This window comes from Marinibactrum halimedae, from assembly GCF_021234875.1.
Taxonomy (GTDB): Bacteria; Pseudomonadota; Gammaproteobacteria; order Pseudomonadales; family Cellvibrionaceae; genus Marinibactrum; species Marinibactrum halimedae.
In genome coordinates, this window is the sequence record NZ_JAJQVM010000013.1 from 48,071 (window position 1) to 73,156 (window position 25,086).

Consider the following 25,086-nt stretch of genomic DNA (forward strand, 5'->3'; position numbering starts at 1 on the left):
TTATCGCAGTGCTGTTTGTGAAACTTCCTGTTTTGCGCAGCCTTTTCCGTGTGCTACACGATTTTCTCTGATGGTTAAGTCGGTATTTATGTCTCTGATTCGTATTGAGAATGGTTCTCTTCATTTTGGTTTGACGGTGCTTTTAGAAGAGCAAACTTTAGATGTTCAAGCCGGTGATCGCTTGTGTTTAATTGGTCGCAATGGTGCCGGAAAAAGCACCCTGATGAAAGTGCTGGCCGGTGAGGTTGAGTTGGATGGTGGATCGGTTTGGCGAACCGCTAACTTGGTTATTTCTCGTCTAGAGCAGGATTTGCCAGAGGCCGATGATGTGTCGGTTTATGACGCCGTTGCTCAAGGGCTGGCGGAAGTGGGCGAACTCTTGACTCAATATCGTCATCTGACAGAACAGTCGACCGATGCGGGTTCGAGTGAGGAAAGCCTGAAAGCATTGGCTCGGTTGCAAACTCGTATCGAAGCGGTTGATGGTTGGTTAATGGGGCAAAAAGTGGATACCACCATTGATCGGTTGGGCCTCGATCCCAATGCAGTTATGGCCGGTTTATCCGGTGGTTGGCGCCGACGTGTGGCCTTGGCTCGTGCCTTGGTGAACGAACCGGATTTATTGTTACTGGATGAGCCCACTAACCATTTGGATGTGGCCACCATCGAATGGTTGGAAAAACAACTGTTGAGCTTTAATGGCGCCATTGTGTTTATCACCCATGATCGGGCGTTTTTGAATAACTTGGCCACACGCATTGTGGAGCTGGATCGTGGGCGACTGTTGCAGTTTCAAGGTAATCTTGATCGTTTTCTGGAATATAAGGAAGCGTTACTTGCCGAAGAGGCTCGTCATAACGAACTGTTTGATAAGCGTTTGGCGGAAGAGGAAAAGTGGATTCGCCAGGGCATTAAAGCTCGAAGAACCCGAAATGAAGGCCGTGTGCGGGCCCTGAAGGCCATGCGTGTAGAGCGTTCTGAGCGCAAACAGGCTATGGGTTCTGCGAATTTACAACTGACGGAGTCTGAGCGCTCAGGTAAGTTAGTGGCGGAGTTGACGGATGTAAAACAGCGCTTTGGCGAAAAGCACATTATTCAGCAGCTATCGCTTAGGCTTATGCGAGGGGATCGTGTGGGGCTGATCGGCCCCAATGGTTCTGGAAAAAGTACCTTACTCAAAATTATTTTGGGTCAACTCACTCCAACTGAAGGACAGGTAAAGCTAGGCACCAATTTAGAGGTGGCGTATTTTGATCAGCTACGCCAGCAGCTGGATCTGGAACAATCGCCGGTGGATAACATTGCCGATGGTCGTGAGTTTATTGAGGTGGGCGGTAAGCAAAAGCACATTATCAGCTACTTAAACGACTTTCTCTTTAGTGGTGAACGGGCACGTACGCCATTGAAAGCGTTATCGGGAGGGGAGCGCAACCGAGTTCTGTTGGCTAAGTTATTCAGCAAACCCAGTAATTTGTTGGTGTTGGACGAACCCACCAATGATTTGGATGTGGAAACCCTCGAATTACTTGAGGAAGTGTTGGCTCAATATCAGGGAACGGTATTGCTGGTGAGCCATGATCGTCGTTTCTTGGACAATGTCGTCACCAGCTCCATCGCCTTTGAAGGGCAAGGGTGTGTGCGTGAATACGTTGGCGGTTATGAAGATTGGATCAGTCAAGGCGGACGCTGGATAGACGACAACGCTACGCAACCGGCAGTTTCCAGCCCATCTTCAGTGAGCGAATCGTCGTCGAAAAAAGAGGGCATGGATTTGACGACCGCTCAGAGTCAACCGGTGGCGGCGAAGAAAAAACTCAGCTACAAGCTCCAGCGGGAACTGGATCAGCTCCCTGATACCATCGAGCAACTGGAACAGCAAGTATCAGAATTGGAGCAAGAAATTTCCGATCCTAATTTTTACACCCAAGACGCCGCTCATGTGAGTGATCGTTTGAAATTGGTTGATCAAACCCAACAGCAATTGCAAGTGGCTTACGAGCGTTGGGAAGAGTTAGATGCTATGTAAGTGGGTGATGTCTTTAAACGTGCTGATTACTTGACTCGAACGGCCAGAACGTCACAGCCACAGCCGTGAAGTACGGAGTTACACGTCGAGCCCAAGATCAAGGACAGGCCGTGGCGACCGTGACTGCCGACGACAATTAAGTCGGCATTGTTTTCTTTGGCCAAGTGTTGAAGTTCATTGGCGGGTTGCCCAATGGCAATGAATTGTTGCTCTAAGGGAATATCGTGAAGATTGGCCACACGATTGAGTTCTTCGGTGGCTTGCTGTTGTATCTGGTCTTGTACTGCGGTCATGTCCATGGGAATGTCGCCACCATAGGTAAAGGTCAGTGGCTCAATGATATGGGCTAATGAGAGTTTTGCTTCAAAGGCATGGGCAATGGCATGAGCTTTGCTGAGGACTTGTGATGACTCTTCTGACAAATCCAGCCCTGCCAAAATGTGCGTGTATGAACTCATAACTGCTCTCCTGACGGGTGAGTGAGTGTAAAGGTTGAAGTCTATTGATCAAAAGTATGAGTGAATCACCATAAACCACTATTTTCCACACATCTATTTTTTAACATGTTTAGCAAACGTAGCGAATGTATTTCGCTGCAGACACCATAGATTAACGTTTTTTGAACGAGGCGCATGACGAATGACTGCACAATGGTTCCCGGTTGTGATGGTGGTGATGGCAATTGCACTGGCCGTGGGCCCGGTCATGATGATGCGGCCAAGCCCGCGTCAGGCGCGTTTAGCTAAGTTGCGTACAGAGGCGGCACAGCTGGGGCTGACCGTCCATCTTCCTAAGTGGCCAAAAGCTCATACCCAGTTAGCGCCTGTGAAAGCACCTGATGGAGCCATACGTTACCTGTTACCTTGGCAGAGTCCTTCGACAGAGATCAAACCGGCTTTATTAATTCGATCTTCTTATACCCACGAGCTTCATGTGAATGGGATCTGGCAATGGGTTCAGCAACCTGAACAGCCAGATCAGTCCAGCCTGTTAGAAACATGGGTGAAAGAAGCGGCCATTCCAGCATCGGTATGCGCTATTGGTCTGAGTCGTGCCGGCGTCTATGTAGACTGGACCGAGTCCTCGCAATGGTCGCTTTCTAAATTACTGGCCATGCTGGAGTCAATGCGGGTTCGGTTAGGCGCAAAAGAAGAACACCAGAGGGAGGAGGAGTGAGGCCGCCCGCCTAAATGATATCAGCGGGGTCTTCCACTTCGTTATCGGGGTTGTAATCCACTTCATGCATGAGATTATCTGAAAGCGCAGTACGCTTGTTATGGAGAATATCGCTCATTTCGCGAATCATCACCAGCCGCCTTGGGTCTGGGTGGCCGGATTGCATCAATAAGGTTTTTGCTTTCTTGTAATAGGCGGCTGCCGTTAAGATATCCCCTCGGTTGGTCGCTTGGTGACCTTGTGCCACCACAGAAATTACACCCACTTGAAGGTGAGCCCAAGCAAGGGCTTCACGGAAGGTATTGAGTTCGTCCTGGCTAATCTTGCCCAGAGCTTGCTGTGAAGACAGCACACGAGCGGCGAAGTCTAAGTGTCGTTGGGCCCGCAGAATTTTCGAATCACTTTCGCGAATACGATAAACACGATTATGGGCTGTTTCTTTTTGAAGCTCTTCATGTAATGCCTCTGCATTATTAAGGGCGGCAACCACATACCCCTCATCGGGTTTCAGTTGTTGCATTGATTGCAATATGGAAATCACCTCTTCGTTCAATGCAACCGATACCGCTCTCAGTTCAATGAGTTGGTCTACATTGGTGATGGCATCTTGAATTTCTTCGTATTTACGCTTGAGTTGTCGAAGCTTCGAGTCAATGATGCGGCGTCGTGTTTCCCGATGGTTCGCCCAGCTGACCACCAGTAAGGCACTAACAGCAATGAAGGCGAAAAGAACTAGGGCGATAAAAGAGCTCATAATTAACCGTATGTTGATTGGGTAAAGCAAAGGGGGCGCTTTTGTTTAGTCGTCATGTTTAGACGTAACCGTTTAGTGTTAGTTGTTAGTTGTTAGTGTTAGCTGATAGAGGTCTTGCATTGGTGTATCTGGTTTTTCCAAGTTTTTATTGCGTCTTTTGGTATGGTCATATTGTCTCTATTGTAACGGTTCCTCTTCCTAAAAAAGAGTCGTCACCGAATGGATTTTCTTTAGAGTGGAATAAACACAGTGGCTTGATTTTTTATTGATATTGTTAATGCTTTTGCATTTTTTCTTGGATGGCTTTTGGGAGAAAAGTCAATAAAAACATCGCTGTAGATGCATTCTTAACTTTGCCATCGCGCTGAGGGACGGGTAGGCAATAAAGGCTCGAAATGTGTCTTGTTGAGGATCATTGAGGTGACTTTTTTTAGGTCTCAGCTTGACCCATGGGTTTTCAGCACTTATATATGCCCCCAAAAGGGCAGAAAACTGCGCCGGATAATGAGAATGATCAAACAATACACAAATAGGTGTTTAGAAGGACAGTATGGGTAAATCTCTTGTCATAGTGGAGTCTCCAGCGAAGGCTAAGACCATCAATAAATACCTCGGTAATGACTTCGTGGTGAAATCCAGTGTTGGTCATATTCGAGATTTGCCTACCGGAGGCAGCTCAGGTTCTGCGGTTGACCCAAAAGAGCGCGCGAGGCAAGCCGCCATTACGCGTAAGCTATCCCCGGAAGAAAAAGTGCTTCATAAGCAGCGCAAGGCTAAGGAGCAGTTAATCAAACGTATGGGGATTGATCCTGAAAATAATTGGGAAGCCCATTACGAAATTCTGCCCAATAAAGAAAAAGTGGTGTCAGAGTTACAAAAACTAGCAAATGACGCCGATACCATTTATCTCGCAACGGACTTGGATAGAGAAGGAGAGGCCATTGCTTGGCACTTGCAGGAAGCCATTGGGGGTGAGCCAGAGCGTTATCGTCGTGTGGTCTTTAATGAAATTACCAAGTCAGCTATTAAAGAAGCTTTTGAAAGCCCTGGCCCCATTGATATTAATCGAGTGAATGCTCAGCAAGCCCGCCGTTTTTTGGATCGAGTGGTCGGCTTTATGGTTTCGCCTTTGCTATGGGAGAAGGTGGCTAGAGGGTTGTCTGCCGGTCGAGTTCAGTCAGTAGCGGTACGCTTAATTGTCGAACGTGAAAATGAAATTCGGGCATTTGTTCCAGAAGAGTATTGGACGTTATTTGCCGACACGAAAAATACTCAGTCTGAAGCGTTGCGTTTTGAAGTGAAGAAGTTTGAAGGCAACGCCTTTAAACCGGTGAACGAAACCCAAGCCATGACGGCTGTGAAGGCGTTAGAGGGCGCTGTCTACGAAGTCGCTCAACGTGAAGACAAGCCGACGCAATCGAAGCCCAGTGCTCCGTTTATTACCTCTACGTTGCAACAGGCAGCCAGTACCCGCCTGAGTTTTAGTGTGAAAAAAACCATGATGATGGCCCAGCGCTTATACGAAGCCGGTTACATCACTTATATGCGTACGGACTCCACCAATCTAAGTAAAGAAGCGGTAGAAAGTTGTCGTGACTATATTCTCGATAATTTCGGTAAAAAGTATCTACCTGAGGCCCCGAATAGCTATTCCAGTAAAGAAGGGGCTCAGGAAGCGCACGAAGCCATTCGTCCCTCAAGTGTGAATACGCTGCCAGATCAATTGAAAGGCATGGAGCGAGATGCCGAGCGTTTGTACACACTGATTTGGAAGCAATTTGTCGCCTGCCAAATGACGCCTGCGCAGTTCACCAGCACCAGTGTGACGGTGAAAGCGGCTGATTATGAACTGAAAACACGCGGTCGGGTGATTCGTTTTGATGGTTTCTTAAAAGTCTTACCCGCAGTTGCGAAGAAAGACGAAGATCAAGTCTTGCCGGATGTGTCTGTTGGCGAAATTTTGTCGTTGGAAAAACTCGACCCCAACCAGCATTTTACGAAACCCACTGCGCGCTACAGTGAAGCCAGTTTGGTAAAAGAGTTGGAAAAACGCGGTATTGGTCGCCCGTCAACTTATGCGTCTATTATTTCCACGATTCAAGATCGTGGTTATGTGCGTTTGGAAAATCGTCGTTTTTTCGCGGAAAAAATGGGCGATATTGTCACCGAGCGTTTGCAGGAGTCTTTTACGGATTTAATGGATTACAGTTTTACTGCCAACATGGAAGAGTCCTTGGACTCTGTGGCAGCGGGTGATGAGCGCTGGCTGGATTTGTTAGATCGCTTCTATGCGGATTTTTCCTCCAAGCTCACAGAGGCCCAGAATCCAGACAATGGAATGCGTGCAAACTCCCCAACTGACACCGATATTGAGTGTGAAACTTGCGGACGGCACATGCAAATTCGTACAGCAGGTACTGGGGTATTTTTGGGATGTTCCGGTTATGCTCTACCGCCTAAAGAGCGCTGTAAAACGACTAAAAACCTCGTTCCTGGTGATGAGGCAGTGAATATTGAAGAGGACGAAGAAGCGGAATCTAAGCAGCTGCGGTCCAAGCGTCGTTGTCCATTGTGTAATTCTGCGATGGATAGTTATTTAATGGATGAAACCCGAAAAGTGCATATCTGTGGTCGCAATCCGGACTGCCCGGGTTATGAAGTGGAATTGGGTAGTTTTAAAATCAAAGGCTACGATGGGCCGACCATTGAGTGCGATAAATGCGGCAGTGAAATGCAGCTTAAAACGGGCCGTTTTGGTAAGTATTTTGGTTGTACCAATGAGTCCTGTAAAAATACCCGCAAGTTACTGAAAAGTGGCGAAGCGGCACCGCCTAAAATGGATCCAGTCCCTATGCCGGAGTTGCAGTGCCAAAATGTGGAGGATACCTATATTCTTCGAGACGGTGCATCGGGTATTTTCTTGGCGGCGAGCCAATTCCCCAAAAATCGTGAAACACGAGCCCCATTTGTGGATGAGTTAATTCCCCATAAGGATGAAATTGATCCGAAGTACCACTTTTTATGTCGTGCGCCCATAAAGGATGGCGATGGTAATCGAACGTTGGTGCGTTTTAGCCGTAAAACCAAAGAGCAGTACGTGCAAACGGAAGTAGAGGGTAAAGCGACAGGTTGGAAGGCTTTTTACGAAGGTGGTAAATGGGTGATTACTGAAAAAGCCACCAAAGCGAAAAAAGCGACGGCAAAAAAAGCGGATAAGGAAAAAGCCTAGCCGTTTTGAAGCCCGGCCATTTTGAAGCTTAGTTGTTTTGAAGCTTAGTTGTTTTGAAGCTTAGTTGTTGTGAAGCTTAGTTGTTTTGAAACTGAATTGTTTTGAAACTTGGCCGTTTTGATGAGAAAGAGCGGTTACTGAGTGAATTTATTCCTAAGTGAAAACAATTGAAAACCCTGTTCTTTTTAAAGAGCGGGGTTTTTTTATACTTTGATATGGGTAATTTATACTTTGATATGGGTAATTTAGGTCGAAATTTATGCATTCCCAATATAATGATGTGCGCATTCTTGCCAAACGCACAAATCAAAAATTATCCCAAGCAAAGGTCTGTTTGCAGCTTTTAGATCGCCATAGTGAGACGCCTGTGGCGTCGCCCATTATGGCGTCGGCCATGATGGAGTCGGCGGTGTCTCATACTTGGTCGGCATTGTGTTTGTTTATTGCTGAATGCTTGCAGGCGAAGGGGCTGGAAATAGCGAGGTGTAGGTTGGGTCACCCGTTGTTGGAATCAGAGGAAAAAATGGATGTCATGTCTTTGGAGAGTTTGCCCCCTAATAGCTTGATTTTAGTGTGTTGCCGGTTAGTGGCGAACGCTCAAGTGTCTATAGCAGAGCTTCAATGGCTGAAAAACAGTGCAGGCCATCCCGACAGTGAGTTGTCTCAATTAATCGAGGCGAAAAGTGTTGTTTTGGGAGAGCGGCTAGGTCGTTTTGTCATCAGTAATAAAAAAGATCACAACCTCATTGCTACCTCATCGTCGGCAGGTCAAGGGTCATTCGATCCTATGAATAAAACGAGTGAAGTTTCGGCAGAAAGAGTATCTGCAATGGTCACATGGTTGAGTGATTTTGTGGCTCAGCAGAGAGAAGCCCAGAATGAATGTTGAGTAATGAGCAGGCTCTTGTGATCAAAGCCTGCTGATCCTTTCTATAGTGATAGTGGGTGATAGTGCTTAAGATCGTCTGATCACACCGACACTTAACCCTTCAATCGCAAAATCCTGTTCACGCAAGTCGACTTTGATGACGTCGAATTCGTCGTTCTCAGGCAGTAATTCAACTTCATGGCGCTTTTTACCGCGACGTAAACGTTTAACGGTTACTTCGTCATCGATGCGTGCCACGATTACTTGGCCGGTGCGAACGCTTTCGGTTCGGTGTACTGCTAATAAGTCGCCGTCTAAGATGCCGATGTCTTTCATGCTCATGCCATTGACCCTGAGCAGGAAGTCTGCAGTAGGGTTAAAGAGTTCTGCACCAATGTTGCAATAATCTTCAATATGCTCTTCGGCTAATATTGGGTTACCTGCAGCCACTCGTCCTACAATCGGTAAGCCGGATTGAGAGGGGTCATCAGGCAAGCGAATACCACGAGAGGCACCGGGTACCATTTCGATGGCACCTTTGCGGGCCAGAGCTTTCAGATGCTCCTCGGCGGCATTGGCAGAGCGAAATCCAAGTCGATTGGCAAGTTCTGCGCGAGTGGGAGGATAGCCGGTTTCCTCTATGTAGGTGCGAATAAGATTAAGAACTTGTTCTTGACGAGGAGTGAGTTTAATCATAATTAGCCTCTATCTGCGCACGGGACGTCGCGAGATGTATAAAATATGGATACGGTTGTATACTGAATTAATGTACACTGACAGTTTATACAGTAAGTGGCCGCTATCTACAACCGATGTCATAAAAATGAGTGAATTTTGAGTTTTCAGTCACTCAATGAGGCGCTATTTTAAGCATTCCCCCTTTAAAAGGTGGGTTTGAGAGTGATTAAACGTCCGGTATGGCTAGGATTAAAATGAGTGCAGCCCATAAATACCCAGTGAGAACCGCTCATTTGATCTTCACTGTTACGTGGGGATGAATCTGGGAATGAATCGTTCAATGAAAAATACAATCGCCTTGGATTCACAAATCGTCAAAGTCTGGAAAGGTATCTGGCTCAATGGCACTCATTTGGCGTTCCCAGTCCATCACCTCTTGATGGGTGGTATCGTTGAGCCATTTATCTTCGGACGCAATTTCGTAACCACTGGTTGAGTCTTCTGGTGCGGCAGCGGCTGTAATAGGTAAGGTTGCCCAAGTTTCTAAATCCCATTCCGCTATTTCACCACCTGTGTATTGAATATCCACCGTGCCGTTGCTTTCGTCTAAGGCAACAACTTCAAAGACTGTTCCGTCCGTATCGTCGCAATACCATTCTCCTATAATGGGATATAACTTACCCATGGTTGCCCTCCCGTTTTATTTACGTTCACTTGATTAAAAAATAGTCTTTTAAGTGCCAGTATGCGGCGATCTTGGCTTTTTCGGAAGGGGGACTGATTGACAGGGTGCTAGGTAATGAAAAGTGTTTGATAAAATGAAAAGCAAGGGGGTGGTCGATAACCTATTGAAATTTAATTGATATTTATGCGGTGCTATAAAATCACGCCATAATGTTAACTCGAAACAACCTATCAAAATGGGTGAGTAATGCACATTCGGTCTAGTGTTACCTTAATTTAAGGACTGAATTTTAGTACTTGATTCGGTGTTTATATCAATGCCCTTTTTGGTTTTTAATTAACCAGATTTTATCTAGATGTGACGACAACCACCGGCAATGGTAAGATCTCGAACTTTCTTTCTATTGAGCGAGTGGATAAGTCGGATGGCCCAGTCAGATACAGTGACTCGAATTGTTGACGCTGCTGCGGTGTTGTTTTCTGAGCGCGGTTTTGCAGAAACCTCATTACGCACGATTACTAGCACGGCTGATGTGAATTTGGCTGCGGTCAATTATCACTTTGGGTCTAAAAAAGTACTGATTCAAGCAGTATTTGCCCGTTATTTAACCCCGTTTTGTGAGGCCTTAGGCCAATCGTTAACGGAGTTACAAGAACAACATGGTGAGTCCATTACCTTAAGCCAATTACTGGATTCGCTTTTTCATAGCTTGTTGAGTATTCAGGCCTCGGGCGAGGGTGAAATACAACGGTTTATGCGCTTGTTGGGGCTTGCTTTTACTCAGTCACAGGCTCACCTTCGCCGTTTCATGATGCAAGAGTACGGTCAATTTTACGCTCGGTTTATCGAGCTGCTTTCTATCGCCGCCCCCAAAATGGACCCGGTCGCTTTTTACTGGCGTCTGTACTTTATGTTGGGGGCAACGGTGTTTACCTTGTCCAGTTTTGAATCCATTAAAGCTATTTTGAAAGAAGACTTTGATAAAGACACCAGTTTGCACCAAGCCATAGAACTGCTTATTCCAGCGGCGCGTGGCCTCATTGCGGTCGATGATACTGCCACCCAAGGTTGAGTTGAGGCTGTGGCTGAAATGAGTATCGGTAATGGGGTTATTCGTCGTAGGGCAGTTAGTCATAGGGCAATTAGTCGCAAGACGGTTATCAGTGGCGCTAAGTATGTCTGCGTGCTGAAGTTCATCGGTATGTGTGGGGTGGACGTATGCTGAAAGCCGTTAGCGGGCCATTGATTGCCGACTTAGCCGGTATCGTCATCACTGATGAAGAGCGCGAGTTTCTGACGATGCCAAGTTTGGGTGGCATCATTTTATTTTCCCGCAATGTTGAATCCCCGGCACAAGTCTCAGCGCTTTGTGAATCCATTCGTCAAGTGAACCCAAACCTGCTGATCTGCGTGGATCAAGAGGGTGGGCGTGTACGCCGTTTGCGGCAAGGGTTTTCAGACATTCCCGCAATGGGGGCGTTTTTGCCCTCTTTTCGTCGTTCCCCTAATGATACCTTGGACAAACTCAGAGAGGTGGGCTGGTTACTGGCGACAGAGACTTTGGCCGTGGGAATAGACTTATCGTTTGCGCCGGTATTGGACTTGGATATTGACCGCTCCAAGGTAATCGGTGACCGAGCATTCTCAGACTGCCCAGATGAAGTCATTGCATTGGCGAGTGCATTTATTGATGGGATGTCTCAGGCTGGCATGGCGGCAACGGGTAAACATTTCCCAGGCCACGGTGGGGTGGTTGAAGACAGTCATCATGAGTGCCCGGTAGACCCACGTAGTTTGTCTACCGTACTGGCCCATGATGCACTGCCTTTTCAGAGGCTAAAAGATCAACTGCAATCGATGATGCCTGCTCATATTGTTTTCCCTGAAGTGGATACCTCAACCGTTGGTTTTTCTTCCCTTTGGCTACGCGAAATTCTTCGCCAACAAGTGGGATTTAATGGCGTTATTTTTAGTGATGATTTAAGTATGGCTGCGGCCGCCAAGGCGGGTGGGTATGTTGAACGAGCTCATGCAGCGTTAGACGCAGGGTGTGATTTAATTCTGGTGTGTAACCAACCTGAAGCAGCCAGATCAGTCGCGTCAGCGTTATTGGATTATAAAATGTCGGAGTTGTCCCTCGGTCGTATCGATGATTTGCGTACGTCCTCAGAGTCCCGATCTGTCGCTGTGGCTGCCTGGCATAGCGACAGGGCCAATTTTGTTCGAGAGTGGGTAGTGAAACTATGCAAGAAACGGCAGTAAACGAATACGCTGCGGAGTTATCGACGGTGTTTCCGCAGTTTGATCAGTGGATGATCGAGACGTTTATCATCACACTTATGACCTTCTCATTGGCGTTGGTGGTGAAAATTGCGTTGAAGCGGGTATTGCAAAAGGCGGAGTCCACCAAAGTTATTTGGGATGATGTTCTGATTTTAGCGATTAAACAGCCTTTGAACATCGGCATCCTATTGGTGGGGTTAACCCTTGCGACAGAGCCTTACAGTCGAGTGAGTGACTCTGTCTTCCTGGATGCCGCGCCTTTGATTCGTGAACTCGGGGTGGTGCTGTTACTGTCATGGTTTCTTGTGCGCTTGGTGAAGCAGGTTGAGTTTCGATTGGTGTATGAAGCTCGTGGTGATCAGAGGGTGGATAAAACCTCGGCCATGGCCATTGGCCGATTGTTGCGTATTTCGGTCATTGTTAGCTCGGCGCTCATTGTGCTTCAGTCATTGGGGTACAGTGTGTCGGGCGTGCTGGCTTTTGGGGGAATTGGGGGAATTGCTGTCGGCTTTGCCGCTAAAGATTTACTGGCGAACTTCTTCGGTGGCTTAATGATTTATTTGGATCGCCCCTTTAAAGTAGGAGACTGGATACGCTCCCCAGATAAAGAAATTGAAGGGGTGGTAGAAGATATAGGTTGGCGACAAACACGCATTCGCACCTTCGAAAAGCGTCCTCTATATGTTCCCAATGCTACTTTTACTCAGATTTCTGTAGAAAACCCGTCGCGTATGACTAACCGTCGTATCTATGAAACCATTGGTGTTCGCTATGATGATGCCAGTGTGGTAGGTGAAGTCATCACCAGTGTTCACTCAATGCTGGAAAGCCATCAAGACATTGACCACAATGAAGTCATCATCGTGAATTTTAATGAGTTTGCTGAGTCTTCATTGAACTTTTTTGTTTACGCTTATACCAAGACCACTGATTGGGTGACTTACCATAAAGTCAAACAGGATGTGCTGTTGTCGGTGTTAAATATCATTGCGGCTCATGGTGCTCAGTGCGCCTTTCCGACTCGTTCGGTACATCTTGAGTCCGCACCAATCCTAGAACGACAAACCGAGAAGTTAAACCGTAGTGAGTAATTTTGAATCCCTGGCCGTTGAGGCTCAAAACATATTAGACAGCGCCGATTTGCTGTATAACCATCAACAAATTGATGCGGCTTTAGATGAGGTTGCTGATCAGTTGACGGCCGCATTAGGAGAGCAAACGCCTGTATTAATGTGCGTCATGAACGGTGGGTTGATGACATTTTCAACGCTTGTGAGTAAGCTGCATTTCCCACTGCAAATGGATTATATCCATGCCACACGCTACCGCGACAGCACAGAAGGTAAAGAAGTGAAGTGGCTGGCTGAGCCCCGCTACGATTTAAAAGGCCGTCATGTGGTCATTGTGGATGACATCCTCGATGAAGGGGTAACCCTTGAGGCCATTATTCAATATTGCAAAGAGGCCGGTGCAGAGAGTGTCTCGACCGTTATGCTCGTTCATAAACAACATGACCGCTGTATCACCGGAGTTAAAGCTGACTATGTGGGTTTAAATGTACCAGACCGTTATGTTTTTGGTTTTGGTATGGACTACAAGGGTTTTCTTCGTAACATCCCCGCCATCTATGCTGTGTCAGATTGATAATTTTCGCGCCAATAAATTTAACCATTGCGCATAATTAATCAATTCGGCGTGCCGAGCCATAGACAATGTAAGTCCTTTTGATAACACTGTTCTACATTGTCTGGCTGGCCAGCTTCTAATGATTGCAACCAGTATTCTGTATATATATTTGCTCTGAGAATTAGAGTGTCTTCTTAATCATTATTTGAGATAAATGAGTTGATTTTGACGACTTTCTTTTCAGAATACTGGAAAGCAACATTCCTTGTGCTAGCCTCTTAAACTAATAGAATAGTACGCCTGTCATCGCTATTTTTATTTTTTGTTTGACTGATAGGAAAGTATTAATTGCTTTCAGAAAAGTTTTTTATTATTTATTTTCAGTCGTTACAAAAATTGATTCAATTGAAAAGCCGATAGGTGTTTTAAAATATTATATAGTGGTAAAAGTATATAGTGGTAGATGTAGCAGTATACCTTTCATATGAGAGCACTCGTTTTAATGAGGGATTTAGCGAGGGAAATAAAATAATAGAATGAAAGGTTTGTACACTTGGGTCTTTTGGTGAAACGCAGTGGTATATAAATCTCACTTCTCCATATCGAACGCTCTGAAATGGTTTTCACAGCACCTTAAGTGCAGTCTATCCAATAACGATCATTCTACGCTGGTTTCAATAAATAGAGCCGGTAGTAAGTGACCTGAATAATAAAAAGAAAACTCGCCTAGCAGGCTCGATGTCAATGGGTATACCTATTGTATCGTGTAGTTTGGGTGAAGTTGCTTATTATTTGTCCATACATGTCAACACAAAAAGAGGTAGCTAATTATGGCTGATCGTGAGCGTGGCACTGTTAAATGGTTTAACAACGCTAGGGGTTATGGGTTTATTACCATGGAAGACGATAGTATTACCGATGTTTTTGTTCACTACAGAAACATTTCGGGTGAAGGATATCGTTCATTAACAGAAGGACAGCCCGTTGAGTTTGATTTACTCAAGGGGGATAAAGGATTCCAAGCTGAAAACGTCACAGGTGTTTAATTTAAGATATCGTCGTGGTTGAAAATTCATGATTTTTTATGAATTTTTAATGAAAGGATGCGCCGGTATTTAGGATTTTTTCAGTGTGTGTATTTTGTGCCCCTTGTGAGCACAAAATACGCTTTTAAATTTAAATCGTTTTTTGTGAGATATTTTGGGGTTTTCTCTAAATTTGGGTTTCTCTAAAGTAGTCAATTAATGAAACTAAGCGACATTATTTGAATTATTCATGTTTACTCGATATTTCTTTAAATTCATTTCTTTCTGAGTCTCATATTTTTCTTTCCATTGCATCGGAGCTGCTTCAGCAAGTAACCGCTTTAATTGATCAAGCTGCATACTGATTTCGTCGTAAATAACTTCTGAGCGCCAAATGAGGTGCTGATCCTCTCTATTACTGAATGAGCAGGTATTCTCTAGCCAAACTTGATATTCAGGTTGTAAAACGCCTGAGCTATTAATAGAAATACTCATACGTCCAATCAATGATGCTATGGCATTCCGTTTTTTGGAGTGGGCAATGTCATCGAGGACGAACCATGTGAAATCTCTTAACTCAATAAAGTGATGGTATAAGAGAGTGTGGCGCTCTGTAATATATTGATGTGTTGGGCAGTTTTCAGGAAGATGGCAATGTGCATTCGGGAAACGTTTCACCAAACGAGCAGCGGCATTGTGCACTTTTTGAAAGTGTACCCCTTGATTAAACATTAATGCAGAGCTAATGAGTGTATTGGTGTACTCGCCGTGCTCGGCATATCGTGCGTAAAAATCAATAATGGTATCGCTGATGGCCACAATTTGGCTTGCAACACTTAATTCACTACCAAATTTACCTTTCGGATAGCCAGTACCGTCTGTGCTTTCATGATGATTCAGGGCGGCCTCACTAATGCTTTTGGGTAGGCTGGGAATCATTTCAAGAATTTTACTGGCGATGACAGGGTGAGCTTGTTTTTGTCGAGTGATTTCAGGGGTGATTTCATGTGCTTCTATGAAATCTGGATTAATATGAAGGAAGCCCACGTCCCGGAATAAGGCGGCAATGACAGCAGCCTGGCAGGCTTCTGAAGTAATAACTTTTGTGCTTAACAGTTCTTTACCTATAGAAAGAGCGGTCAGTGCGCCAAATATTGCTTTTTGATACAGCTTTGGAAAGCGCTCAGACATCACCGTGAGCTTTTGACGGAGTAAAAGGTGCTTATCGTAAAGTTGGCAGGCTTCATTCAGAGCGTAACAGTAATTCTCGTCCCCGCTGATAATGGGGGCAAGTCCTGGTGCGCTAGGGGCGAGTTGTAACATAAATTGATACAACTCTTTACCGCTTACGCTATTTTCAATATTGATACTCTGCTCTATTGGTTTACTCAGCTTGTGTTGTGCAATAATCCTTGCTTTGTCGACATTAAAACGACTGCCTTTCTTTAAAAGTAGAGCGCCTTGTTGATTGTGTATGTCTTCTGTACAAATGACAGCATTATTTTCATTAACGTGCGCCAAATGCGCGGAATAAAACCCGTTACCTGGGGTACTCATGGTATCTCCACCATCTTTAATGGATGTGTTAACGAGCTGGAAGGAACACTTGAGAGGTAGTCTCTATGAATGTTGTGTGTAAGTCTTGCTCAACCCTTGTCTAACGTTTATCACCTTAACGTTTATCACCCCTAAGGCCGACACAAATCTATTTTAGTTTTAACCAGTATAATCATATTTTTGTATGAGTAGTAAACACAGTCGCCTCTATGTTTGTACTCCGCTGAAAATATTTCTATTTTTTTATTCTCGATAGTAAGGTGCGGTAATAGAATTGTTCGAAATTTAATCTATCTGTGGTGGTTATTGATAAGAATAGTCCATTTTAATGCGTAGAAGGGTATAAAAAGCTTCTCATTAGAGGAGAGGGCATGGGTGAGATCACGAGTGTAAAAAAATGTAAAAAAATGTCCTTAGTTCTCGATGCCAGTTTTGAGTATTGGTTTTAGGTATTCTTTCTTAGACTGTCATTTTTAGATCAGAACTCTGTAGCTTTGTCATCAACCAGTGTCCAATCAATGCTAAGCCTCTATTTTGAATGACCTCTCGTCCTAAATTTTATTGAAGTATTTCAAGGTGTTTTCAAAGCCTGTCTTTATTCTCTTGCTAAGGTAGCAATAAAAATACCGTGGCCTTTTAGTGTAATGAGGTCTTCATTGAAATTTGAATTATAAGAAATGGCCTCTTTTTTGATAAGTATTTTATGAGGAGCTGCCGGTGATGCACTTTGCAATGCTTTGAGTATCGCCTGTACTGAAAGCTGTCTGTTTGAAGCAGAAAAATTGGCCACAATGAGGGTCTCTTGTGAACTTATATGGCGTGTGTAAGCAAGCATTGCTTCATTTTCGGAGAGTGACTGATTGGACAGTGATTGAGTCGTAATATCTAGGAATTGAATTTGCCCTTTAATCAATTCTTTACGTGTTTTTCGCCAGTGTAATAATTTTTGATAAAAACTCAGTACAGATTCGCTGTCGTCAAACTGGTCGATAACCGATTGTGTTGTATGTTGCTCTGAAATAGGAAGCCAAGGGGAAGTCGTGCTGAACCCAGAATATTTTTCTTTATTCCACGGCATAGGAGTACGACATCCATCGCGTCCTTTAAATTCTGGCCAAAATTCAATACCAAAGGGGTCTTGCAATAGTTCAAAAGGAATCATGGCCTCATTAAGGCCTAATTCTTCACCTTGGTAAATGCAGAAGCTGCCTCGTAATGTAGCTAAAATACCAAATAACATCTTGGCAAAATTGGAGCTGTTTTCATTATTGCCCCAGCGGGTGACCGCACGTTCGACATCGTGATTGTTCATTGCCCAGCACGGCCAACCGTCAGTGAGTTTTTCTTCTAATTGTGAGACCGTATTTTTTAGGTAAGAAGGTGAAAACTCATCTGCCAATAATTCAAAACTGTAGCCCATGTGTAAACGTTTATTGCCTTCTGTGTATTCCGCCATACTCGCTAAGGAATCTTCAGAATTAATTTCGCCTAATGTGGTGATGGCGTCGTAGCTATCCAGTAATGTGCGAAGCTTTTCTAAAAAAAGCAGAGCTTCGGGTTGGGTATTATCAAAATAGTGATATTGTGAGGCATAAGGGTTATCGTTTGAAAATCCTCGACCTTTCCGCTCGTTTAAGGGTTTGGGCGGGTTTGATCTCAGTTGTTTATCGTGAAAACAAAAATTAATGGCATCCAATCGGAATCCGTCCACTCCGCGTTTCAACCAAAATTCTACTTCCTTTAGTATTTGAGTTTGTACCGCTTCACAATGAAAATTTAAATCTGGCTGGCAGGAAAGAAAATTATGTAAGTAATATTGGCAACGACGAGAATCCCACTGCCACGCTGAACCCCCAAAAATAGATAGCCAATTATTGGGTGGGCTGCCATCGGGCAGTGGGTCTGCCCAGACATACCAATCGAATTTTGAGTTGTCCCGACTCGACCGGCTTTCTTTAAACCAAGCGTGCTCAGAAGATGTGTGGCTTAATACTTGATCAATAATGATTTTTAAACCGCATTCATGGGCTTTTTGTACAAGGGCATCAAAATCTTCTAGCGTGCCAAACATCGGGTCGACGGCTCGATAATCACTTACGTCATACCCAAAGTCTTTCATGGGTGAGGCGAAAAAAGGTGAGATCCAAATGGCATCCACACCCAGTTGTTTAATGTAATCCAGCTTTTGAGTGATACCAGGTAAGTCCCCGATGCCATCACCGTTGGTATCCAAAAAGCTGCGTGGGTAAATTTGATAAATAGCCGCACCTCTCCACCATTCTTCGGTGTCAGAGAGGGGGTGTTGAGTGGTGTTGGAAAGCCCGCAGGCGTGTGAGCGGCTTTCACTCTCTAATGGCGAAGTCGGTAACTTGTCTTCGTTTAATGACGTGATTGGGGCGTTTACGACGTCGATTGAGTTCATGTATGTCTTGGTTCCGTCAATGAGATAAAAATAGGTGCGGAGGTCTTTTTGAAGACGTTTTCGAGGGTACGCCGCAACAATTTATCAATGATGAATGTTGTCAATGATTAATGAACAAAGCTATCGATATTCCAAAATGCCAGCAATAGCTTACATACGTATTCATTGGCTGTGGTTTATTGGGTATTTGTGTTTTATTGCTAAGGTCGGCTTTGGCGTGAAATTCCTTATTTGATGAATACGTATGCACGCTCTTGCTTCGATACAGTGCTGTTTTTAGGATGAAATCACGCTTCTGAAGGGTTTAGGCACGGGGTTTTGTGTCCATAACATTGGCTTATTATCGACTTGGGGTGTGAGTATCGTGGTTTATTATTGATTGCTGAATATGAAACCATGATATTGGTTGATAATAAGAAAAACGAGGCGTGCTTGTCCTGAGTTTAGCGGCTGTTGGAATACAGCCGCTTTTTTACCCTGATTTTTTGTGATATTACTGAGAGAAAATACGCTGATAAAAAAGCGCCTAATAATAAAAATTTAACAACAACAGCGACTAACAATAACAGCGAAAAAATAACCGTTATATCTTAAGGTGGTGTCTAGTATGTCTTCAGATGCACGTCAGGCCGTTATCAACCCTCAATCTACTGCCCATTCTCAATCTACTACCCATTCTCAATCTACTACCCATTCTCAATCTACTACCCATTCTCAATCTACTACCCATTCTCAGTCCGCTACGACGTCTTTACTTCGAGAAAAACCCGAATTGCATTTCTTGCAAATTTGGCACATGTGCTTTGGTTTTTTGGGTATTCAATTTGGTTTTGCTTTACAAAGTGCAAACGTCAGTCGAATTTTTCAAACCCTTGGTGCCTCTATTGAGCAAATTCCGATTTTGTGGATTGCCGGGCCGGTAACGGGTTTATTGGTTCAACCGATTGTTGGGCACTTCAGTGACAAAACTTGGTGCCGTTTAGGTCGTCGACGACCGTATTTTTTGTATGGCGCGTTGGCGACGTCTGCTGCGTTGTTATTGATGCCTCATTCACCAGCACTATGGTTTGCGGCGGGCATGTTGTGGGTATTGGATGCGTCAATTAATGTCACTATGGAACCCTTTAGAGCGATGGTTGCGGATGTATTACCAAAAAAACAGCGGTCTCAAGGGTATTTATTACAAAGTTTTTTTATTGGTATTGGGGCGGTGATTGCCTCGGCAATGCCATGGGTTTTTTCGAATTGGTTGGGTGTTTCTGGTACAGCAGAGGCAGGTGTGATACCCGACTCTGTACGTTACTCCTTTTATGTTGGTGCGCTTGTTTTATTGGGATCGGTGGGGTGGACGGTGATTCGTTCGCGAGAATACAGCCCAGAACAAATGGCCGCATTCGACGAAAGTCGAAAAAACAGCCGGTCTCAAGAAGTACCCTCTGTTACCTTCGGTCTACGAAAGCCCGCGTTGTGGATAGCCGCAGGCAGTCTTTCCGCCATGATGATTGTCGTGCTAGAAGGTGAAAAAGAATTGTATGTATTATGCGGTGCGGCAGTCAGTTACGGTACGGTCATGTTGATCGCATGGGGGATGAAAAAAGGCATTTTTTTAAAGTTTAACTTGCGCTCTGGAGTTCATCAAAAATCGTCATTTCATCAAAAAAAGAGGGAGAGTTCAGAGGAACCCAGTAATGGTTTTTATGAAATCTGCAAAAGTTTATTATTAATGCCAGAGCGGATGCGTCAATTAGCATGGGTGCAATTTTTTTCTTGGTTCAGTATGTTCGCTCTCTGGATCTATGCTACTCCTGCGGTAACGGCTGTTCACTATCGCTCAAGTGACCCTCAGTCTGTGGAATACAATGCGGGCGCGGATTGGGTGGGAGTTTTATTTGCCGCTTACAATGGATTTGCTGCATTGGCGGCATTGCTCATTCCCTTTATGGTGAGGCGCTTAGGGTTGGGCATTAGCCATCAAGTGAATTTACTCTTCGGTGCCATTGGGTTGGCTTCTTTTCTTTTTATTGAAAACCCTACGTATTTATTGTTTTCCATGATCGGGGTGGGGTTTGCCTGGGCCTCCATTCTGTCACTCCCTTATACCATGCTAGCCGATGCCATACCGGCCCATCGTATGGGGGTCTATATGGGTATTTTTAATTTCTTTATCGTTATTCCGCAATTATTGGCGGCCAGTGTCTTAGGTATATTGGTGCGCTATTGCTTTGATGGAGAAAGTATTTATGCATTATTGCTGGGAAGCTTATGTTGGGTTCTCGCAGCGATAGCGGTGTTAAGGGTAGAGCGTGCCCCCACCTTAAAACCAGCCAGTATTTAGTTGTTTAATGAGAGGAAATTATAATGAATAAAAATACACTATTTATATGTGCATTGATGGTTTCCATAGGCGGGTGTGCCAATGATAGACAGATTGTTGAACATGGAATGATCGAGCAGCAAGCGAAAGGGAGCGGTGTGGGAAAAGAAAATGTTGCACCGGGTGCGCCAGGAGCTGATCCCGTGTGGGCGTTTTCGGGAAAGACGGGCATCGGGACTTCTTATGAAGCTTATGTTGATGGTGCTTATCAATCCAATCCGCAAACTGGAGCCGTTTCTAAAGTTTGGTTTTCCATTGCCAATGGTATCGTGACCGAAACCATGTGGGGATTAATTCACCAGGCTCAAATCAAAGACATGCAATACGTCATCGTCGGGCAGGATCGTTCTGGCAAGACCTATGTAGATCGAGAAGAAACCGATACCGACACAACGATTGAATATCTCCACACTGATAATGAAGGGCGGCCACTTTCTCTGGCGTATAAAATCACGAACCGAGATAAAGAGGGGTTGTATACCCTGGAAAAACACATCTTCACTGATCCAGATCGCCCCGTGCTTTTCATGCGAACCCATTTTGTGGCACACCAGGGAAATTTCACGCCCTATTTAATTGTGGATCCTCATGTGAATAATGACGGTATTAATGATTCCGGTTGGGTTTCCGCCGACGGCCTTTATGCGGCGGACGGAAATGTAATGCTGGGTATTCACACCAGTGCGCCATTTACAGAAAAAACAGTGGGTTTTGCCGGTATCTCTGACCCTTTTTCTGATCTCAAAGATGGTTATTTAGATGTTTATTATACCACCTCCGGAAAAGAGAAAGGCAATGTTTTACTTGGGGGGGCATTACCACCTGTAATCAATGGGAAGGAGACCGTTATCGACACCGTGTTGGCTTTTGGGCGCAGTGAGTCTGATATTCAACGAATGGCGAGTGAAACCTTACAGCAAGGCTATGAGAAGACATTAGCTCACTACAATGGTGTGGGTGATGCGATGGGTTGGGAAGACTATTTAAAGGGTTTAAGTGGGCTCGATGCGATAAAAGACATGGCGATGGACGGAGGGAAACTGGCTCATGTCAGTGCCTTGGTCTTAAAGGCACAAGAAGACAAAACCCATGCTGGCGCTTTGATTGCCTCATTATCTAACCCTTGGGGCGATACCGTATTGGCACTGGAGAAGAGTACCGGTTACAAAGCAGTATGGCCTCGTGATTTTTACCAATGTGCAATGGCGCTGCTGGCATTGGGTGATACTGAAACGCCCAAAGTGGCATTTGAATATCTTAAGCAAGTACAGGTTTCTGAAAGCACTCCTTTGAATAAGGGCGATGGGGGATGGTTTCTTCAAAAATCCCATGTAGATGGGCAAATTGAATGGTGGTCGGTGCAGTTAGACCAAACGGCTATGCCCATCATGCTGGCTTGGAAATTATGGAAAGCTGGGGTGCTTAATGAGGAAGAGGCACGCTATTGGTATCACACTATGTTGAAACCTGCGGCTAACTTTTTGGTTTCCGGTGGGCAATTGAATTTAGATTGGAATACTGAAGTCATTACTCCCCCCATTACACAACAAGAACGCTGGGAGGAACAATCGGGTTATTCACCATCCAGCACCGCAGCCTTGATTGCGGGTTTAGTTGTGGCTGCCGACTTTGCAGAATTTGCGGGAGAGGCTGAGTTTGCTCAGAAATATTTGCAGCACGCCAAGGCCTATTCGGCCAATATCGAAAAATATATGTTTACTACTCAAGGTGTCCATAATCACAATGGGCAATATTACTTGCGCATTACCCAAAATGAAGATCCTAACGACAACGGTATGCTTTTGGACCGAAATGGTCGTGGAGAATTAAAAGAAAAAGAAATCTTGGACGCTGGCTTTTTGGAGCTGGTCAGGTATGGAGTGCGTGAGTCAAATGACCCTTATATTATAGACAGCCTTGAGGAATTAGACGACACAACACTGCCAGATAACCTTAAAGTGAAGTACGAATTTACGTTTGAGGATGTTGATGGTGTATTTTCAGGGTGGCGTCGTTATGGTAATGATGGCTATGGCGAAGATATGACCAATGGCGCTAATTATGGTCAGAATGGCATGACGCCAGGTCAACGCGGCCGAGTGTGGCCATTTTTTACCGGTGAGCGTGGTCATTACGAATTGGCAAAAATACTGAAGCTTCATGGCGATGAATCAAATACAGAAAGCCCGGCCATCAAGTCCGAGCTGTTGCGTTTACGTCAACACTATGTTCAAGCCATGGAGTTGTTTGCGAACGAAGGATTAATGTTGCCAGAGCAGGTATGGGATGGTATCGGCGTTAATCCTGGTAATAAATATCAAAAAGGAGAGGGGACCAATTCGGCAACACCATTGGCGTGGACTCATGCAGAATATATTAAATTACTGCGCTCGATTACCGATCAAGCAGTATGGGATCATTATCCTCTAGTAACAGAAGCTCTTAATAGAGAGGATAGTGCCTCTGTCGTGATCTCCTACTAAATAACGCCTTAATGTCATAATGATGAAAATTTTTTATAATACTTCTGTCATGTTAATGAATTTTTTTGATCATTATTTTCATTAGTATCCGAACGCTTATTCTGGAGCCTCAGTAATTTGATTTACTGAGGCTTTTTTATAGCTTTTTATTTTAATAGAAGATGAATTTATAGTCATTTTGGTTGTTTAACGTTAAAAGCAAAGTGTTATTCATTTTTTTCTCATAAGAAATTTGCGATATTAGAAGGTATGTCTACCCTAAAGGTTGAGCGGTTGCTGAATTCAAAGACGTTAACTAAAACGTTTGTCCACGTCATGTCTCAAGTTTTTAAGGGTAATCATAAGTGGTTCTACTATCCCAAATCGGGCTGCTGGTTTTATTTTTTTCCTTGCTTGGTAGTATTTACTACGTATTTAAATATAAAAATCAATTTGCTCTTATCCAACAAGAGCTAAATGACCTATCGTCAAACTACAACAGTTGTTCAACAGAGCTTGAGAGCACTAAAGCCTCTGTTACGCTTCAAAAGCAAGAACTACAACAGCAGCAATCTGCCTTTGAAGAAGAAAGAGTGAAGTTTGATCAGACGCTTATCAATAAAGATCAACACTTGGCAGCTGAGCAGGAGCGTCTATCCTCTCTTAAAGAGCAATTGGAAAATGATTTTGCAGCTCAAAAACAAGCCTTTCGTCGAGAATTGGACAGTGTAAAAAGTTTACTTGCTGATTTAACACTGTTAAGCGAGGCATTTGAGCGTTGGCACAGTGGGCTTGATAAGCTTATGAGTCACAACCAGCATATGCACACGCAAAATTCTGAATTTTTCAAAATTGTGAATCAAATTGTTATTTTAGCGCTCAACGCTGCGATTGAAGCTGCTCGAGCAGGTGAAGAAGGGCGAGGGTTTGCGGTAGTGGCTGACGAAGTTAGAAACCTAGCGCTACGCTCACAGAAGCTTAGCGAAAGCTACAAAGATAATCTAAACAAAAACGATCTTATTACTTCTGCGACTTTTCAGGATATTCAAGCTGGCGGCAAGCTCATCATGACGGAGGTTCATGCTACATCGGATGTTGTGGATAAGCTCCTTCAGCAGGTTTCGTAATTAACCGTATTGTAACGGTGTATCCTCAGTGTGTAAAAAGCAATCATAAGTGAACGAGTTTCTGATACATGTTGTTTCTGATGCATGTTGTTTCTGATACATAGTTTTTTGATACATGCTGTTTCTGATGCATAGTGTTTTGGATGCTTATTATATTGCTCGTCGTTTTTTGATATTTAAAAAGATGGCTGAATAATGGATCGACTTGAATTTTATTCCGAGCTAGACCGATATCTAAGAGACTCTCTGTCGGATTGTTCTACCCGTATTGGCAGTGAATCGGAAGTGACATTAAAAAACATCAATAGTGAGAGTGGCGTGATGACCACTTGTGACGAGTTTTTAATGCTGACCATTAGCTCGATGTGTTTTCGTGTTGTTTTGCAGCTTTACTTTACTCGCAATGAAATGGTTGAAGGCTTTGTTGTTGAGAAGCTGGGTATTACGAAAGAAGCCCTTACGGATGTCGCTTTTTATGATGCTGTGAGTGAGCATGGCAATCTGTTTACTGGCGAATTTAAACGTAAGCTTGGGGGTATTTTCCCCTGTTTGGGTATGTCAACACCAGTTCGTTTATCTCGCGAGTGTAATCAATTTTTCGAATTGTCCAATAACGATCACATTAGTTTTGTTGATTTAAAAGTCAATGGTACGACACTATTTGAAGCCATTATGTTAGTCGAAGTCAGTAAAGCTATTGATGGCCAACTTGAAGAAAAGAATGCGGTTGCCGATGAAGATTTAGCCGATTCAGGCGAGTTGGAATTGTTTTGAATCGTTAATTCAATTGTTAC

The 25,086-nt window shown here is 44.4% G+C and carries 18 protein-coding genes and 1 pseudogene; 13 read left to right on the plus strand and 6 right to left on the minus strand.

Annotation, left to right across the window (positions count from 1 at the left end; genetic code table 11):
- Nucleotides 1-88 precede the first annotated feature (88 nt).
- A complete protein-coding gene (locus tag LU351_RS09290; protein ID WP_232593795.1) occupies nt 89-2,026 on the plus strand; it encodes an ATP-binding cassette domain-containing protein in 1,938 nt (645 codons plus the stop codon).
- A gap of 26 nt (nt 2,027-2,052) precedes the next feature.
- On the opposite strand, the gene LU351_RS09295 is transcribed toward LU351_RS09290, so the two are convergent.
- Nucleotides 2,053-2,484: a universal stress protein gene (locus LU351_RS09295; RefSeq protein ID WP_232593796.1), complete on the minus strand. Its 432-nt coding sequence runs from the start codon at nt 2,482-2,484 to the stop codon at nt 2,053-2,055.
- 181 nt (nt 2,485-2,665) lie between these two features.
- Between LU351_RS09295 and LU351_RS09300 the strand changes: the two genes are divergently transcribed.
- A complete protein-coding gene (locus LU351_RS09300; protein ID WP_232593797.1) occupies nt 2,666-3,202 on the plus strand; it encodes a hypothetical protein in 537 nt (178 codons plus the stop codon).
- Nucleotides 3,203-3,212: 10 nt separating this feature from the next.
- On the opposite strand, the gene LU351_RS09305 is transcribed toward LU351_RS09300, so the two are convergent.
- Nucleotides 3,213-3,956: a hypothetical protein gene (locus tag LU351_RS09305; RefSeq protein ID WP_232593798.1), complete on the minus strand. Its 744-nt coding sequence runs from the start codon at nt 3,954-3,956 to the stop codon at nt 3,213-3,215.
- 550 nt (nt 3,957-4,506) lie between these two features.
- On the opposite strand from LU351_RS09305, the gene topA reads away from it, so the two are divergent.
- Both topA and LU351_RS09315 read left to right on the plus strand, forming a co-directional pair.
- The gene (gene topA, locus LU351_RS09310; RefSeq protein ID WP_232593799.1) at nt 4,507-7,185 is read left to right on the plus strand and encodes a type I DNA topoisomerase; all 2,679 of its coding nucleotides are present in this window, start codon (nt 4,507-4,509) and stop codon (nt 7,183-7,185) included.
- A gap of 259 nt (nt 7,186-7,444) precedes the next feature.
- Nucleotides 7,445-8,074, plus strand: coding sequence for a DUF6586 family protein (locus LU351_RS09315; protein WP_232593800.1), 630 nt, complete (start codon nt 7,445-7,447; stop codon nt 8,072-8,074).
- 66 nt (nt 8,075-8,140) lie between these two features.
- Here the strand turns inward: LU351_RS09315 and lexA are convergent, their stop codons facing one another.
- Together lexA and LU351_RS09325 are read right to left on the minus strand one after the other, a co-directional pair.
- Nucleotides 8,141-8,749 (minus strand): transcriptional repressor LexA, encoded by a 609-nt coding sequence (gene lexA, locus LU351_RS09320; RefSeq protein ID WP_232593801.1) that lies wholly within the window; start codon nt 8,747-8,749, stop codon nt 8,141-8,143.
- A 346-nt stretch (nt 8,750-9,095) separates the two neighbouring features.
- Entirely contained in the window at nt 9,096-9,416 is a 321-nt protein-coding gene (locus LU351_RS09325) for a DUF6763 family protein (protein ID WP_232593802.1), read from the minus strand.
- A 424-nt stretch (nt 9,417-9,840) separates the two neighbouring features.
- On the opposite strand from LU351_RS09325, the gene LU351_RS09330 reads away from it, so the two are divergent.
- From LU351_RS09330 to LU351_RS09350, 5 genes are all read left to right on the plus strand, one after another.
- Nucleotides 9,841-10,488, plus strand: a complete 648-nt coding sequence (locus LU351_RS09330) for a TetR/AcrR family transcriptional regulator (RefSeq protein ID WP_232593803.1) — start codon at nt 9,841-9,843, stop codon at nt 10,486-10,488.
- Nucleotides 10,489-10,634: 146 nt separating this feature from the next.
- On the plus strand, nt 10,635-11,678 hold the full coding sequence (nagZ, locus tag LU351_RS09335; protein ID WP_232593804.1) for a beta-N-acetylhexosaminidase: 1,044 nt from the start codon (nt 10,635-10,637) through the stop codon (nt 11,676-11,678).
- 50 nt (nt 11,679-11,728) lie between these two features.
- Nucleotides 11,729-12,790, plus strand: coding sequence for a mechanosensitive ion channel family protein (locus LU351_RS09340; RefSeq protein WP_416053948.1), 1,062 nt, complete (start codon nt 11,729-11,731; stop codon nt 12,788-12,790).
- A complete protein-coding gene (locus LU351_RS09345) occupies nt 12,783-13,343 on the plus strand; it encodes a hypoxanthine-guanine phosphoribosyltransferase (RefSeq protein WP_232593806.1) in 561 nt (186 codons plus the stop codon). The genes LU351_RS09340 and LU351_RS09345 overlap by 8 nt, the downstream gene beginning before the upstream one ends.
- 812 nt (nt 13,344-14,155) lie before the next feature.
- Nucleotides 14,156-14,371, plus strand: coding sequence for a cold shock domain-containing protein (locus LU351_RS09350; RefSeq protein ID WP_232593807.1), 216 nt, complete (start codon nt 14,156-14,158; stop codon nt 14,369-14,371).
- Between the two features lie 204 nt (nt 14,372-14,575).
- On the opposite strand, the gene LU351_RS09355 is transcribed toward LU351_RS09350, so the two are convergent.
- Entirely contained in the window at nt 14,576-15,907 is a 1,332-nt protein-coding gene (locus LU351_RS09355; RefSeq protein WP_232593808.1) for an HD-GYP domain-containing protein, read from the minus strand.
- Between the two features lie 595 nt (nt 15,908-16,502).
- Nucleotides 16,503-18,329, minus strand: a complete 1,827-nt coding sequence (locus LU351_RS09360; RefSeq protein WP_232593809.1) for an alpha-amylase family glycosyl hydrolase — start codon at nt 18,327-18,329, stop codon at nt 16,503-16,505.
- A gap of 607 nt (nt 18,330-18,936) precedes the next feature.
- Here LU351_RS09360 and LU351_RS09365 point away from each other — a divergent pair.
- From LU351_RS09365 to LU351_RS09380, 4 genes and pseudogenes are all read left to right on the plus strand, one after another.
- Complete coding sequence (locus tag LU351_RS09365) at nt 18,937-20,664, plus strand: MFS transporter (protein WP_232593810.1); 1,728 nt, start codon at nt 18,937-18,939, stop codon at nt 20,662-20,664.
- 23 nt (nt 20,665-20,687) lie between these two features.
- Entirely contained in the window at nt 20,688-23,186 is a 2,499-nt protein-coding gene (locus tag LU351_RS09370; RefSeq protein ID WP_232593811.1) for a glucan 1,4-alpha-glucosidase, read from the plus strand.
- An 848-nt stretch (nt 23,187-24,034) separates the two neighbouring features.
- Nucleotides 24,035-24,292, plus strand: a pseudogene (locus tag LU351_RS09375) (methyl-accepting chemotaxis protein); the annotation flags it as partial.
- A 195-nt stretch (nt 24,293-24,487) separates the two neighbouring features.
- Nucleotides 24,488-25,066, plus strand: coding sequence for a hypothetical protein (locus LU351_RS09380; protein WP_232593812.1), 579 nt, complete (start codon nt 24,488-24,490; stop codon nt 25,064-25,066).
- Nucleotides 25,067-25,086: the final 20 nt, after the last annotated feature.

Coding starts and splice junctions, on each gene's coding strand:
- LU351_RS09290 (WP_232593795.1), top strand. CDS start 89: ATGTCTCTGATTCGTATTGAGAATGGTTCTCTTCATTTTGGTTTGACG.
- LU351_RS09295 (WP_232593796.1), bottom strand. CDS start 2,484: ATGAGTTCATACACGCACATTTTGGCAGGGCTGGATTTGTCAGAAGAG.
- LU351_RS09300 (WP_232593797.1), top strand. CDS start 2,666: ATGACTGCACAATGGTTCCCGGTTGTGATGGTGGTGATGGCAATTGCA.
- LU351_RS09305 (WP_232593798.1), bottom strand. CDS start 3,956: ATGAGCTCTTTTATCGCCCTAGTTCTTTTCGCCTTCATTGCTGTTAGT.
- topA (WP_232593799.1), top strand. CDS start 4,507: ATGGGTAAATCTCTTGTCATAGTGGAGTCTCCAGCGAAGGCTAAGACC.
- LU351_RS09315 (WP_232593800.1), top strand. CDS start 7,445: ATGCATTCCCAATATAATGATGTGCGCATTCTTGCCAAACGCACAAAT.
- lexA (WP_232593801.1), bottom strand. CDS start 8,749: ATGATTAAACTCACTCCTCGTCAAGAACAAGTTCTTAATCTTATTCGC.
- LU351_RS09325 (WP_232593802.1), bottom strand. CDS start 9,416: ATGGGTAAGTTATATCCCATTATAGGAGAATGGTATTGCGACGATACG.
- LU351_RS09330 (WP_232593803.1), top strand. CDS start 9,841: ATGGCCCAGTCAGATACAGTGACTCGAATTGTTGACGCTGCTGCGGTG.
- nagZ (WP_232593804.1), top strand. CDS start 10,635: ATGCTGAAAGCCGTTAGCGGGCCATTGATTGCCGACTTAGCCGGTATC.
- LU351_RS09340 (WP_416053948.1), top strand. CDS start 11,729: ATGATCGAGACGTTTATCATCACACTTATGACCTTCTCATTGGCGTTG.
- LU351_RS09350 (WP_232593807.1), top strand. CDS start 14,156: ATGGCTGATCGTGAGCGTGGCACTGTTAAATGGTTTAACAACGCTAGG.
- LU351_RS09355 (WP_232593808.1), bottom strand. CDS start 15,907: ATGAGTACCCCAGGTAACGGGTTTTATTCCGCGCATTTGGCGCACGTT.
- LU351_RS09360 (WP_232593809.1), bottom strand. CDS start 18,329: ATGAACTCAATCGACGTCGTAAACGCCCCAATCACGTCATTAAACGAA.
- LU351_RS09365 (WP_232593810.1), top strand. CDS start 18,937: ATGTCTTCAGATGCACGTCAGGCCGTTATCAACCCTCAATCTACTGCC.
- LU351_RS09370 (WP_232593811.1), top strand. CDS start 20,688: ATGAATAAAAATACACTATTTATATGTGCATTGATGGTTTCCATAGGC.
- LU351_RS09380 (WP_232593812.1), top strand. CDS start 24,488: ATGGATCGACTTGAATTTTATTCCGAGCTAGACCGATATCTAAGAGAC.